Source organism: Massilibacillus massiliensis, assembly GCF_900086705.1.
Lineage (GTDB): Bacteria > Bacillota > Negativicutes > FLKF01 > FLKF01 > Massilibacillus > Massilibacillus massiliensis.
Map to the genome: position 1 here is coordinate 2,978,061 of NZ_LT575483.1, position 14,527 is coordinate 2,992,587.

The 14,527-nt window shown below is 39.6% G+C and carries 10 protein-coding genes; 8 read left to right on the forward strand and 2 right to left on the reverse strand.

Annotated elements, in window-relative coordinates:
* The first annotated feature begins 129 nt into the window (after positions 1-129).
* Both BN6559_RS14285 and tkt read left to right on the forward strand, forming a co-directional pair.
* A complete protein-coding gene (locus BN6559_RS14285) occupies positions 130-621 on the forward strand; it encodes a tetratricopeptide repeat protein (RefSeq protein ID WP_110955352.1) in 492 nt (163 codons plus the stop codon).
* Positions 622-1,013: 392 nt separating this feature from the next.
* Positions 1,014-3,002, forward strand: a complete 1,989-nt coding sequence (tkt, locus tag BN6559_RS14290) for a transketolase (RefSeq protein WP_110955353.1) — start codon at positions 1,014-1,016, stop codon at positions 3,000-3,002.
* A 121-nt stretch (positions 3,003-3,123) separates the two neighbouring features.
* Here the strand turns inward: tkt and BN6559_RS14295 are convergent, their stop codons facing one another.
* Positions 3,124-3,879, reverse strand: coding sequence for an SDR family oxidoreductase (locus BN6559_RS14295; RefSeq protein WP_110955354.1), 756 nt, complete (start codon positions 3,877-3,879; stop codon positions 3,124-3,126).
* 61 nt (positions 3,880-3,940) lie between these two features.
* Entirely contained in the window at positions 3,941-4,546 is a 606-nt protein-coding gene (locus tag BN6559_RS14300; RefSeq protein ID WP_110955355.1) for a TetR/AcrR family transcriptional regulator, read from the reverse strand.
* Between the two features lie 596 nt (positions 4,547-5,142).
* Here BN6559_RS14300 and araD point away from each other — a divergent pair.
* The 6 genes from araD (at position 5,143) to BN6559_RS14330 (ending at position 14,267) form a co-directional block, all read left to right on the forward strand.
* Complete coding sequence (araD, locus tag BN6559_RS14305) at positions 5,143-5,865, forward strand: L-ribulose-5-phosphate 4-epimerase (RefSeq protein ID WP_110955356.1); 723 nt, start codon at positions 5,143-5,145, stop codon at positions 5,863-5,865.
* Positions 5,866-6,031: 166 nt separating this feature from the next.
* The gene (locus BN6559_RS14310) at positions 6,032-7,126 is read left to right on the forward strand and encodes a GntR family transcriptional regulator (protein ID WP_110955357.1); all 1,095 of its coding nucleotides are present in this window, start codon (positions 6,032-6,034) and stop codon (positions 7,124-7,126) included.
* A gap of 516 nt (positions 7,127-7,642) precedes the next feature.
* A complete protein-coding gene (locus BN6559_RS14315; RefSeq protein ID WP_110955358.1) occupies positions 7,643-9,253 on the forward strand; it encodes a xylulokinase in 1,611 nt (536 codons plus the stop codon).
* 114 nt (positions 9,254-9,367) lie between these two features.
* Positions 9,368-10,792, forward strand: coding sequence for an L-arabinose isomerase (gene araA, locus BN6559_RS14320; RefSeq protein WP_110955359.1), 1,425 nt, complete (start codon positions 9,368-9,370; stop codon positions 10,790-10,792).
* 233 nt (positions 10,793-11,025) lie between these two features.
* Complete coding sequence (locus BN6559_RS14325) at positions 11,026-12,441, forward strand: sugar porter family MFS transporter (protein ID WP_110955360.1); 1,416 nt, start codon at positions 11,026-11,028, stop codon at positions 12,439-12,441.
* 395 nt (positions 12,442-12,836) lie between these two features.
* Complete coding sequence (locus tag BN6559_RS14330; RefSeq protein ID WP_199884021.1) at positions 12,837-14,267, forward strand: DUF1266 domain-containing protein; 1,431 nt, start codon at positions 12,837-12,839, stop codon at positions 14,265-14,267.
* The last annotated feature ends 260 nt before the right edge of the window (positions 14,268-14,527 follow it).

The window sequence follows — 14,527 nt, forward strand, 5'->3', positions numbered from 1 at the left end:
AGATTTACGCAGGTGGATTTGTAGACTGAAATTGGAATAACTTGCTTTAAAAAGGATTTTTTCGCATCACAGCGAATTAAAATTAATGATAAGAAAAATTTTCTTTGATTTTAGAGGGAGATGATGTGAATGAAGTTAAAAAAATGGAGTTTAGTTGTAGTGTGGATGATTACATTTGCTTTTATTGGCAGCATCGGCACGGCAACTGCTTTCGCTGGAGCAAAACAATCTAATGCAGACAGTCATGATCAAGGAAAAACTGCAGTGGAGTGGTATAATGAAGGCGTCGATTATCATGATCGCTATCTGTATGACAAGGCAATTGAAGCTTATACCAAGGCTATAGAATTAGATAATCAAGAAATAGATGCATACTATAATATAGGTGTTGCCTACGATGATCAAAAATTGTATGATCAAGCTTTGGTCTATTATAATAAAACGATTGCAATGGATGTGCGATATTATGATGCTTATTATAATAAGGCGATTGTGCTTGAACATTTGGGACGTCCTGCCGAAGCTAAGGCGGCTTATGCAGCTTTTATTCAATATGCGCCTGCTAACGATGTAGATCTACCCATAGCAAAAGAACGGCTGCAATTATTAAGACGATATTAAATCAGGTTAAAAACGATATAGCGTACTTAAATATGGCATACCCTTTATTTTCGTACTTGACCTTTTCCGGAAAAATATGTTCCGAAGGATGAAAAAATACCGACTTGCGTGAAGAAATCTGTTTGTTTGAACGAAGTGAGTTTACAGATTTTTAGTAAGTTGGTATTTTTTTAGTTTTTTGGATAAAACAATCATGATGCGTCTGTATAAAAGACAAAAATTTGAATAAAATAAATATTATATGCCATCAATTGGCATATAGTTAAATCTTATGACGTTATATAAAAAATATAGTAGGCAATATAAATACAATATATTATAATATAACATAGAGTAAATATTCACAATGTAATATTGTGCGTATTGTACAAAACTATTAGGAGGGGTATCACTTGAGTAAAATAGACACAATGTCAGTCAACGCAATTAGAATTTTAGCTGCTGATGCAGTACAAAAAGCAAATTCAGGACATCCTGGTTTGCCATTAGGTAGTGCTGCAATGGCTTATGAATTATGGGCAAAGCATATGAAACACAACCCTAAAAATCCAAATTGGGAAAATCGTGATCGTTTTGTTCTTTCTGGCGGACATGGATCCACATTGTTATATTCATTATTGCATTTATTTGGGTATGGCAATTTATCCGTAGAAGATTTAGCACAATTCAGACAAGATGGCTCTTTAACACCTGGACATCCAGAGTATGGTCACACTGTAGGCGTAGAAGCAACGACTGGCCCGCTTGGCGCTGGTATGGCAACTGCAGTAGGTATGGCAATGGCAGAAGCACATTTAGCTGCTGTATTTAATAAACCAGAATATCCAGTCGTAGATCATTATACATACGCATTGGGTGGAGATGGCTGTATGATGGAAGGTATCTCATCAGAAGCATTCTCCTTAGCTGGAACTTTAGGTTTGGACAAACTGATCGTATTATATGATTGCAATAAAATTTCTATTGAAGGCAGCACTGATATCGCTTTCACTGAAGATGTAGGCAAGAGAATGGAAGCTTTTGGTTTCCAAATATTAGATGTAAAAGATGGCAATAGCTTAGAAGAAATAGGTAAAGCGATCGAAGCTGCAAAAGCTGAAAAAACAAAACCATCCTTTATTACAATCCACACTGAAATTGGTTATGGCTGTCCTGCAAAACAAGGGAAAGCGAGTGCACATGGGGAACCACTAGGTGCTGACAATGTAACAGCACTTAAAGAAAATCTCTGTTGGCCAAAACAAGACCCATTCTATGTACCGGATGAAGTCTACAAAAATTATAAAGAGATTGCTGATAAAAATGCACAGACAGAAGAAGCATGGAATCAATTATTTGCAAACTATGCAAAAGCATATCCAGAGCAAAAAGCATTGTGGGATCAATATTACGCAGAAAATCCTGCCAAAGATCTAATCAATGATGAAGCTTTCTGGGCATTCCCTGATAAAGCAGATGCAACAAGAAACTTGTCAGGTATGGTAATCAATCGCTTGAAAGAAATCCTGCCAAACTTAATTGGTGGTAGTGCGGATCTTGCTCCATCTAATAAAACAGACATGAAAGGTGCAGGCGACTTTGCAAAAGGAAACTACCAAGGCAGAAATCTTCACTTTGGTGTAAGAGAATTGGCTATGGCAGGTATCGGCAACGGACTTGCATTACATGGTGGGTTAAAAGCTTTTGTAGCTACATTCTTCGTGTTTAGTGACTACGTAAAACCAATGGCAAGATTGAGTGCGCTTATGGGCTTACCATTGACTTATGTATTAACACATGACAGTATCGGTGTAGGCGAAGATGGTCCAACGCATGAACCAATCGAACAATTGGCAATGCTTAGAGCAATGCCTAACTTCACAGTGTTTAGACCAGCAGATGCAACGGAAACAATTGCCGGCTGGTACTATGCAATTACAAGCCAGAATACACCTACAGCAATGGTATTGACCAGACAAAATTTACCGCAATTAGAAGGCTCCAGCAAAGAAGCTTTAAAAGGCGGCTATGTAATTGCTGATGCAAGCAAAGCACAAGCTGACGCAATTATTATTGCCAGCGGTTCTGAAGTAGAACTTGCAGTCAATGCAAAAGCAGAACTTGCTAAAGAAAACATTGATGTACGAGTCGTAAGTATGCCTTCCGTTGATTTATTCGAACAACAAACAGAAGCATATAAAGAAAGTGTATTGCCAAAAGCAATCAGAGCCAGAGTGGCAGTAGAAGCAGCATCTGATTTTGGTTGGGGCAAATACATCGGCTTAGATGGTAAAACAGTAACAATGCCAGGCTTCGGCGCATCCGCACCGGCAGCAGTATTGTTCAAAAAATTCGGCTTCACAACTGAAAACGTTGTAAAAACAGTAAAAGAAGTATTATAAGAATAAAGACCAATAGAAACAATAAAAAACTGCTCTCGTTTTTAAAGACGAGAGCAGTTTTTTTTTTTTTGAATTTTTAACTAAGACTATTCTACCAACTTAGGAGTAACAAGGGGAAAAGCTAGATAAAACCACCATTAATGCGAATCGTCTGACCTGTTATCCATTGAGACTCTTCACTTGCTAAAAACAATGCCACCCTAGCGATATCCGCAGTCTCACCTAGGCGACCAAATGCGTTCAATTTACTGAGGGCTTCAATTTGTTCCTTTGTTTTCCCCACAGTAAACAACTCGGTATTAACCGGTCCGGGAGCAACTGCGTTTATCGTAATTCCTTTAGGTCCGAATTCCTTTGCCAGTTGGCGGGTAAATTGATCGACGGCTCCCTTGGTGCCGGCATATAGGCTGTAGGTTGGGAACATTACGCCAGTCACCGAAGTAGAAAAATTGATAATCCGTCCGCCATTAGCCATACGGCTGGCCGCTTGCTGACAAGCAAAGTAGGTTCCTTTTACATTGATAGCAAAACTTTTATCGAAATCTTCTTCGGTTATAGCCGCGATCGGTTTTCCAATCATAATTCCGGCATTATTGACTAGGATGTCGATCTTCCCATAAGTTTCCACCACTGTTTGAAATAGACGTTCTAGTTCAGTAACCCGGCTGATGTCCGCCTGGACTGCTATTGCTTCACCACCTTGCTTTTTAATTCCAGCCACAACTTCGGCTGCTTTTTCCGAATTTCCGGCATAATTGATTACAACTTTTGCGCCATTAACCGCCAGTTCTTCTGCGATTGTTTTACCAATACCACGGGAAGATCCTGTGACCAAAGCCACTTTTCCCGTAAGTTGTTTCTCTTGAATTTGAGTCATTTGTTCATCATCCTCCTAACTATTCAATTATAAAAAATCATTTGACGTACGTGGAAGTTTATTATTTCCTTTCAATGTCACGCAAACCTTTAAGTATTACCTCAACTATTTTTTTTAGCAACTCATCCCTCCGTTCATCTTTATGATCCAGCACCATCCGTGGATGGTGAAAGGATACAGTGGATTCAAATAAGAGATGAACCAAATCTTCTGGTGACTCCGCATGGATTTCTCCAGTTGCGATTGCTTTCTGTACAAGTATTAAAAGTTGTTGATTAAGATTCGTTAAGTGTTGTATAACAAATGGCTTTAATTGCTCTACCGCCATGTTAAACGATTTATAGATTTCTGGGTCTTTTAGAACTTTTTCTTTTTTGAGTTCGTGATATTTCAAAAACCATTTTACAATCAACTCGCACGGGGGTAATTTCTGTTTCGTAACAAGCTTTAATTTATTGTCCATTTGCACAAGCCATCGTTCAGATACGGCATCAAGTAATGCTGCTTTGTCAGGAAAATGATTATAAAGCGCAGCCTGACTTATTTTAAGCTCCCTTGCAATATCTGTTAAGCGGAACTTTTCAAAGCCATGGTATCGTATTTTTTCTTCGGCGATTTGCAACGCTTTTTCTTTAATTTCTTCAGAAGTTAGGCCGGTTTTCGGCATAGTATAATTACCTCACATTTCATTGCACTTTAGATAAGATACCCCAAATAGTGTTATTTTTTACGTAACGCTGGCATCGCTACACATACAACATATAATTGATTAAATTGCATATGTTATATGTTATATAAATTATAATTTATAACATGTAACTTAGTCAATGAATGATTTTCTTTAGTTATCTGCAAAAATTCATACTGTCAAGTATTTTACTGCTTGATCTATATCGGTCGATGAGATGTTTATAGTGAATGATCATCATAACGTTTACATTGAACGTGCTTTTCGCCAACTCTCGCCCTATCTGTCCATAGTTTGTCTATAAGTTGCTGGCTATCGTAATATGCGATAGCTAGTTTTTTTGCATAAAAGAAAATTATATATATGTGTGATTCCAGCGGGATTAGGTAATAAGTAAAAAACATGCAAGTGATAGCCTTGATGAAAGTTCGCATACTTCATAGTATTTACGGGAGACTGTAACAAAAGATTTTTTTAGTAGACATTTCAGCAATATACAGGTTAACAAAATATAGTAAATAGTATATAATGTATAACAAGTAAAATAAAATGTCATACATTTAGGAGGACGTAAAATGCTGGAAGATTTAAAGAAAATCGTTTTCGAGGCCAATGAGTTGCTGCCGAAATACAAGATGGTAACATTTACGTGGGGGAATGTATCGGGAATTGATCGAGAAAGAAAACTTATGGTGATAAAGCCCTCTGGAATAGACTATGAAAAGATGAAAGTAGACGATATGGTCGTCGTGGACATGGAAGGAAATGTGATCGAAGGTGCGTATAATCCATCGTCTGATACGGACACGCATATTGCGCTGTATAAAGCATGTCCGGAAATAGGCGGAATTGTACATACGCATTCGCGTTATGCAACGGCATGGGCGCAGGCCTGCGAGGATATTCCGGCACTGGGGACGACGCACGCGGATGATTTTTATGGTTCGATACCTTGCACTAGAGCGATGATAAAAGCGGAAATTGCAGGCAACTATGAGAAAGAGACAGGTAACGTAATCATAGAAACCTTTAAAAATAGGAACCTTGATATGATGTCCATTCCCGGGGTGTTGGTGTACTCTCATGGACCGTTTGCCTGGGAAAAAGACCCTATGGCAGCCGTAAAAAAAGCTGTAATACTGGAAGAAGTGGCTTTTATGGCGTATCATTCTGTGACGATTAATGAAAAGTTGAAACTTATGCAGCAGGATCTTCTGGATAAGCATTACCTTCGCAAGCATGGTGTAAATGCTTATTATGGACAAAAGAAAGAAGTCGCAGCTTGTGTAGAGAAGTGATATAAATTCTGCTTTGGATGAGTTTGTATAGGTTTTTGCGTTTATCAAACGAATGCCGTGTTCATGCACACATATGGCGCATATAAAGGCTGGACAAATCAGTAAAAATCATTCATAATTATTAGATAAAATTGTGTGAATATGAAAAGATGGGGCATTTGATTAAATGAGAAACATATCCAAATATGTAGAATTGATGAATTGGTTGGAAGCGCAGATTTTGGACGGAAGTTTGGCATTAGGAGAAAAAATCCCGTCTGAAAATGAACTGGGAGAAAAATTTTCGATAAGCCGTCAAACTGTACGCCAAGCGACGAGTGCACTGGAAAGCAGAGGTTTGCTGAAACGGCGCAGAGGATCTGGTACATATGTAAAATACTCATATGAAGATCAAGCTGCTCCATTTAGCTCGGCAAAAACAATTGGTGTTGTGACAACGTATCTGAATGACTATATTTTTCCGGATATTATCAAGGGCATCGATCATGTATTGATAAAAAATGATTATTTTGTCCAGATGTCGCTGACGTATAATAATATGGAGAGAGAAGCCAGCGTCCTCAATAATCTGTTGGCGAAGAATATTGAGGGGCTGATCATCGAACCGGCCAAAACCGGTCTGCCGAACATGAATGCAGATTTATATGATCGGCTAAAGCAGATGGCGATACCCTGCGTGTTTATAAATGCCACGTATCCCAATATGGATATTCCTTGCGTAGCGATGGATGATTATGCTTGCGGAAAAGAAGCCGTGGAGTATTTGGTGAAAAACGGGCACAAGAAGATCGGCGGTCTGTTTAAACTTGATGATATGCAGGGGAGACTCAGATATGCAGGGTGTGTTGATGCTTTGCGCCGACAACGAATCAACTTTGCTGACAGCGATTTAATATGGTATACGACGGAAGATAAAAATGAAACCTTTATGATGCATTTTTGTGAACGGATCTTAAAGATCAGCGAAAATTGTACAGCCATGGTTTGCTATAATGACCAGATGGCCAAGGAAATCATAAAAATTTTATATCATGCGGGCAAAAAGGTGCCAGAGGATATTTCTTTGATCAGTTTCGATGACTCTAGCATCGAATTTCAAATGGAATTTGGTTTTGGTCTTACTACCTTTAGGCATCCTAAGGAGGAGCTGGGGCATGTCGCGGCTGAAACGCTGCTCAAGCTGATCAAAGGACAGGCGGCTGACGATGTCAAATTTCCGCCGAATCTTGCTGAAAGAACATCAATAAAAAATTTGAAGTAATGCGAAATATAACGCCTGCCGAATCTTTACCAGATCCGGCAGGCGTTATATTTCGCATTCTTTTGTTTAAAGTAATGATTGCTTAGAGTTCAGCGATAAAAATTAAAGTAGTGTCCATTTATAAAAAATTTATTCATAATATTTCAAATAGGTATTTACAGGAAAAAAGAAAAGTTGTATTATAAAAATATAAAGTTGTATGACATATTAAAAAGGAGGAATTTAAAGAGAATTGTTTAGTATTAAGTGTACAAGTGATGGACTCCGTTTTTTATGACAGGCTGTAAATTTTCACTATACCAGAAAAGATATATGTTGTAGTGATGAGGGCTTGCATATAGGATGAGGCAGGTTCTTGGAGTGATACTCGGTATTATTTGATTTTGTTTGTAATTAGTCTGAAAAATCACAACTTTCTATATATAATAAAAAGTCATACTTTATTTTAAATTGTATTATATATAAGAACGAGACTAGCGTGATAGGATTCGGAATTTGGGAGGTGTACTGTTTTTAATGAATTTAGTAGAAATTTCTCAAGCAATAAAAGAAGGTCGTATTTCCCTTGGAATTGAGCTTGGATCCACACAGATCAAATCGGTGCTGGTAACTGATGATTTTAAGACTGTAGCGTCAGGTTGTTATGTTTGGGAGAACCAGTATAAGGAAGGCATATGGACTTATCCTTTGGATCAGGTCTGGGAAGGTATCAGGGAAAGTTACAGACAGTTAACAGCAGATGTTAAAAGTAAGTATCATCAGTCTTTGGTTCACATCGGCTCGATTGGTATCAGTGCTATGATGCATGGTTATCTGGCTTTTTCGGAAGATGGTGAGTTGCTAACTCCTTTTAGAACTTGGCGGAATAATACAACTGGCCCGGCTACAGATCGGTTGACAGAATTATTTGGTTTCAATATTCCGCAGCGTTGGTGCATTGCGCATTTATATCAGGCTGTTTTGAATGAAGAAGAACATGTCAGGAAGATAGCGTTCATTACCACTTTGGCAGGTTATGTACATTGGAAACTTTCCGGGCAGAACATCCTTGGCATCGGTGATGCCTCCGGCGCTTTTCCGATTGATGAACAAGCGGGCACGTACAATGAAGAATTTTTAAAATGTTTCAGCCGATTGACGGAAGTAAAAAAATATCCATGGAATATTCATGATATCTTGCCTAAAGTGCTCAAAGCAGGGCAACTTGCCGGAAGATTGAGTGAAGAAGGCGCGAAACTGCTGGATGTCAATGGAAATCTTGCCAGCGGCAGCATAATGGCCCCTCCGGAAGGAGATGCCGGTACCGGAATGGTAGCGACAAATAGTGTCCGGAAACGGACGGGTAATATCTCGGTGGGGACTTCTGCTTTTTCGATGGTGGTTTTGGATAAGCCGCTGGAAAAAGTGCATCGCGACATTGACATCGTAATGTCACCGGACGGTTTTCCTGTAGCGATGGTACATATCAATAACTGCTCATCAGATATCAATGCATGGGCGGAAATTTTCAGGCAGTTTGCTGGTCGGCTTGGCGTTGATTTAAAGCCGGATAAATTGTATGAAGCATTATTCCTTGTGACTGCAAAGGCAAATCCTGATGCAGGCGGACTTGTCAACTATAGCTATTTGTCGGGAGAAAATATCACGAAAATGTCCGCGGGACGGCCTTTATTTGTCAGAACGCCGAATTGTGAATTTTCTTTGGCGAATTTTATTTTAACGCAGCTTTATTCCGCGTTTGCTCCATTGAAAATCGGGATGGATATTTTAAAAAATGAAGAACAGATAAACACCGAAGTTCTTATTGCACAGGGCGGACTATTCAAAACACCGGTAATTGCCCAGCAGATTTTAGCCAATGCGCTCGACACACCGATTACAGTTATGAAGACTGCAAGTCAAGGGGGACCTTGGGGGATGGCGGTGCTGGCATCGTACGTGAGAGAAGGTGCTGAGAATATGAGTCTTGAGGATTTCTTAGACCAAAAAGTTTTTGCAAATCCCGAAGCAATGACTTTGAACCCTGAGCCAATAGGCGTCAGTGGATATGAAAAATTCATCAAGCTCTATCAGGCAGGTTTGTCTGTTGAACAAAATGCGATTGATAAGCTCAAGGAGAGAAAATGAAGCTTTTTTAAGCAAGGATTCAAAACATCGAGTTAGGTCTTAATAAACTGAAAATTTCAAATTTAATCAATAGGATACTCTATCCATATTGGTGAATCAAAGGAGTAATGAAAAATGTTATCAGTTCCAGCGTATGAATTTTGGTTTGTCACCGGAAGTCAGTTTCTTTATGGGGAAGAGCAATTAAAACAGGTTGCTGATGATGCACAGGATGTTGTGAAAAAATTAAATACGAGCGGCAAGCTTCCCTACAAGATTGTATTTAAAGATGTTATGACGACTGCCGACGGGATCACGAGATTTATGAAAGAAGCGAATTATAACGACAATGTTGCCGGCGTTATCACTTGGATGCATACTTTTTCACCGGCAAAAAATTGGATTCGTGGTACGAAGCTGCTGCAGAAGCCATTGTTACATTTGGCAACGCAGTATTTAGATAAAATTCCTTATCAGACAATCGATTTTGATTATATGAATCTGAATCAAAGTGCGCATGGCGACCGTGAATATGGGTATATCAATGCCCGCCTGCGTAAAAATAATAAAATTGTTTATGGCTACTGGGGTGATGAAGAAATTCAAGAAGAAATTGCCCGTTGGGAAGATGTAGCTGTGGCTTATAACGAAAGCTTTAAAATTAAAATCTGTCGTTTCGGTGATACCATGCGCAATGTTGCTGTTACTGAGCTTGACAAAGTGGAAGCGCAGATTACACTAGGTTGGACGATCGACTATTATGGTGTTGGCGACTTGGTAGAAGAAATCAATAAAGTCAGCGGTACTGATATAGATGCCGAATACAAAGCTTTGCAGGCACAATATACACTGGTTCAAGGCAACAACAGTGCGGATAAATTTGAACATTCAGTACGCGTTCAACTGAAAGAATATCTTGGCATTAAAAGATTTTTGGAACGCGGTGGCTATACAGCCTTTACTACAAATTTTGAAGATCTGCACGGTCTGGAACAACTGCCTGGTCTTGCAAGCCAATTGTTAATGCGTGATGGATACGGTTTTGGAGCCGAGGGCGATGGAAAATCAGCAGGGTTAAGCAGATTGCTGAAGATTATGGCGCATAACAAACGGACTGCTTTCATGGAAGATTATACGCTTGATCTGCGAAAAGGGCATGAAGCGATCTTAGGGGCACACATGTTGGAGGTAGATCCATCGATTTCCAGCGAAAAGCCACGTGTTGAAGTGCATCCACTCGATATCGGTGGGAAGGGAGATCCGGCACGCCTTGTGTTTACTGGCTCTGAAGGAGATGCGATCGATGTAACGCTTTCACATTTTTCCGACGGTTTCAAACTGCTTAGTTATCCGGTAAATGGTAATAAACCGGAAGCAGATACGCCTCATTTGCCAGTGGCTAAGCAATTATGGACACCAAAAGTTGGCCTTAAAAAAGGATCGATTCAATGGATTCAAAATGGCGGCGGACATCATTCTGTCTTTTCCTTTGTATTGACAGAAGAACAAATCAATGATCTGGCTGGGATGTTCGGTATCGAATCAATTGTGATTGAATAAGTCTGTCGATGAATAGCGGTTGCATTTCAGGTGAGTTTGTACCTGAAATGCAAACCGATCGATTAGATGAAGGTTTACCGATTTTCGGGTCCGAAGGGCATTGAGCGTCTCTTTATAGAGACAAGGTGCTTAAACGGAGTGGTTATCGGAGTAGAAATTGCATTGAGGATATTGGCGTTGGGAGAATCTCAAAATGACTGTCAGTATCTTCTGTATAATGGAGAGGTGCAAAAATGGAAGAGACAAAAAAAATATCAAGTCGTTATATTTATTTCTTCGGAGCATTTGGTGGCATTCTTTTTGGTTATGATATCGGTGTTATGACTGGGGCACTGCCCTTTTTAACACATGACTGGCATCTTACGGATGCCTCAACGATTGGCTGGATCACATCTTCGGTTATGTTCGGGGCCATTTTTGGCGGCGCTTTGGCAGGACAGCTTGCGGATAAATTGGGGCGACGTAAAATGATTTTGATTTCAGCCGTACTATTTGCAATTTTTGCTTTACTGTCGGGGATAGCTCCCGATGAAGGGCAAACTTATATGATCATTGTTCGTGTATTTTTGGGGCTGGGGGTTGGCGCAGCATCAGCCTTAGTACCAGCCTACATTTCCGAGCTGGCACCGGCACGTATGCGCGGACGGCTTTCCGGGATCAATCAGACCATGATCGTTTCTGGTATGTTGATTTCCTATGTTGTAGATTTTTTAATGAAGGATTTACCGGGTGAAATGTCTTGGCGGTTGATGCTGGGCTTTGCTTGTCTGCCGGCTGTTGCCTTGTTTTTTGGTGTCTTGCGCTTGCCTGAATCTCCTCGTTATTTGATTAAGAACGGTCAGTATGATGAGGCACGGAGAGTTTTGAGCTATGTTCGCCCGGAGAATGAAATTGACGACGAACTCAGAGAAATCAAAGAGACCGCAGCACAAGAAAATCAATCGGATAAACAAACGAGCTGGGGAACACTGCTTAGCAGTAAATATCGTTATCTGCTGATTGCCGGAGTCGGTGTCGCCGCTTTTCAGCAATTTCAAGGAGCAAATGCAATCTTTTATTACATTCCTCTTATCGTGGAAACGGCAACCGGCAGTGCAGCGACAAATGAATTAATGTGGCCGATCATTCAAGGGATTATACTTGTTCTTGGATCGCTGGTATACATATGGATTGCAGAAAAATTCAATCGGCGCACACTTTTGATGGTTGGGGGCTTCATCATGGGGTTGTCCTTCATTCTGCCGGCGGTCATCAATTGGCTCATTCCGGGCACAAGTCCGATGATGATTGTATTTTTTCTATCTATTTATGTTGCCTTTTATTCGGCTACATGGGCGCCAATTACATGGGTTTTAGTAGGCGAAATATTTCCGTTGGCTATTCGCGGCCGCGCAGCAGGCTTGGCGTCATCGTTCAATTGGATCGGTTCCTGGTTGGTCGGATTACTGTTTCCTATTATGACGGGTGCTATGTCGCAGGCGGCGGTGTTTGCTATCTTCGGTGTCATTTGTATGATGGGGGTAGTATTTGTAATGACGCGTGTCCCGGAAACCCGCGGACGCACACTGGAGGAAATTGAGCAGCAGGAATCAGGGCTATTGGATCGGAATCGTATGTCTCAGGTAAACAAATCGAAATTTTCAGTATAAAGTAAATTTTATTTTTGAACTACAGCTTTGAAACATATGTTTAAACTCGGAGAAGATGCAGTAGCAGACTTCGCAAAACTTTAAGCGCATGAAGTTTTTTATGTAAAACTTATATAAAGTTGTTGAATAATCAGAGTATTCAATAGACTCTATCATAAATGTTGAGGAAATCAGAAAAGCTGATTTCCTTCAACATTTATTTTTTTGCAAAGGATGGAACATAACGCTAATTTTTGTTTAAATTAGCGCTACGGTGAAAAAGCTAAAGCGGTTGTCAGATAAAAAGTGGATATCCCTTTGTAAAACAAGCTATAAATTCGGGTAATTTGACACATTGACAGACAACTTGACAACTTGATATCATGGAGGTGAATTTTGTATGTAAAGGGGATTTTATGAATAATAAGTATATCGCATTAACATCTATGTATCGTTATGGAATTTTGTACATGGCGGATAAACCGACACCGGAACAAATCAAGCACACGATAACAACAACCAATCCACATACTGTAATTCCAGGTAGCAAAATGCTCGTGAAAAAAGCATTGCGTGATAATTATGGAGTCGCAAATAAGGCAGATATGGAACAGGTTATTGAAGATCTGATGTATGGAGTATGGATGGACTCTATGGTGTATGCTGCGCTTATTGCGTTGTTTCTTGATAAACCTGACGAATTTACAGAGTTATCAACCGAACAGGTAGAAGCGTTTCTTTTAGATAAAAATCGTTTGCAAACATATCAGGAGAGATATGTTTCTGCATGGAAACTTGCCGGAATGGAAGTAGATGAAGGTGAAGTTACAGCAAATTTTGAAAAAGCTATACAGGGATATTTCACTTTGGAGCAGAGACCTTTACTCGCGCAATTGGCGGAGCTTTTTCAAAAGAATAAAGCATGGCTTTCCTATACAGATCAGCTTTCTATGGCTGCTTTTCAGTTCTCGCGCATTATTTCTATCATCGCCGATTCGTTCCTTTGTGGTTATATTATAGAAGAGGAAACAGAGCAAAGGCTTAATTATTATGGTGCACTTGCAGAGCATTTGTTTAAGAGCTGGGAGTCATTTTTATTTAGCGCAATTTTGGGCAAGCAGTTGATGTCGACAGCAAGCGGAACCTTTATTATTGATGGGAAAGATTATATTGAAAATTGCTATAAGATCGCAGTGCATCCTGCAAAAATTCTAGCAATATCCGGTTTGTGGGCAGATTCTGATTTAACAAGATTTTGTACCTGCATCGAAAAAGAATATGATGTATCTTTGGAGGAAGGGGAAGTAGCGGTAGGAGAATCTGATCCGATGCTTTCATTTGTAGAAACTGTAGTTTTACCGATATTTGAGAAATATGGAGTAGAATATTTGTTTGATCAAGACGCATGCCAGTATTCCTATACCGTTCCGGTTGCGGATGTTACGTCTGATGATTATGAGCTGATAAATGACGATGTAAAGAATGTGAAATTTGACTATGGTGCAGATGAGATTCCGTTTATGTTAAATGGCAACAAATTATTAGTTACAAGTAAGAAAATTTATGTTCAGGAGAAAAAGTTCCTTTTCTTCAATAAAAAAACCCATGTATTCAATTGGTCGGATAAGTTGCAGTTCTCTTATAAGTTTGGTAAGTTAGACGACGTCTTATTTATGATCAATGAGATTGTAGCATTTACACTTCCACGTAATTATAAAAAATTTGGCATGGGTATGATGGCAGACAGCCAGTTAAATAAAGAAGAGATCTTGGAGCGTTATGGTAAAGATATAGAGAATGCTCTACTTGCCTTTTCAGAACTTAACGAGGTTTTGGGAAAACAGTAAGCAGCGTTTAGACAACTATGGACAGATAGGTTGCGGGTCGGCGATAAGCACGTATTTGAGCATTTCTCACTGAAGGGCATCTATCTTCGTAATCGTTTATAAGTGGAACGAAGTTAGCTATTTTTATTTTGGCTATAAAATGATGAGGTCATCGCATTTTTAATGCGATGACCTCATCATTTTCGTGCTTGGCTTTTTCCGGAAAAATACGTTCCGAAGGATGAAAAAAGATCAATTTACGTTAAGAAATCCATTTGTTT

Excerpts from the sequence above, each read along its gene's own strand:
- BN6559_RS14285 (WP_110955352.1), top strand. The coding sequence starts at position 130 with ATGAAGTTAAAAAAATGGAGTTTAGTTGTAGTGTGGATGATTACATTT.
- BN6559_RS14295 (WP_110955354.1), bottom strand. The coding sequence starts at position 3,879 with ATGACTCAAATTCAAGAGAAACAACTTACGGGAAAAGTGGCTTTGGTC.
- BN6559_RS14300 (WP_110955355.1), bottom strand. The coding sequence starts at position 4,546 with ATGCCGAAAACCGGCCTAACTTCTGAAGAAATTAAAGAAAAAGCGTTG.
- araD (WP_110955356.1), top strand. The coding sequence starts at position 5,143 with ATGCTGGAAGATTTAAAGAAAATCGTTTTCGAGGCCAATGAGTTGCTG.
- BN6559_RS14310 (WP_110955357.1), top strand. The coding sequence starts at position 6,032 with ATGAGAAACATATCCAAATATGTAGAATTGATGAATTGGTTGGAAGCG.
- BN6559_RS14315 (WP_110955358.1), top strand. The coding sequence starts at position 7,643 with ATGAATTTAGTAGAAATTTCTCAAGCAATAAAAGAAGGTCGTATTTCC.
- araA (WP_110955359.1), top strand. The coding sequence starts at position 9,368 with ATGTTATCAGTTCCAGCGTATGAATTTTGGTTTGTCACCGGAAGTCAG.
- BN6559_RS14325 (WP_110955360.1), top strand. The coding sequence starts at position 11,026 with ATGGAAGAGACAAAAAAAATATCAAGTCGTTATATTTATTTCTTCGGA.
- BN6559_RS14330 (WP_199884021.1), top strand. The coding sequence starts at position 12,837 with ATGAATAATAAGTATATCGCATTAACATCTATGTATCGTTATGGAATT.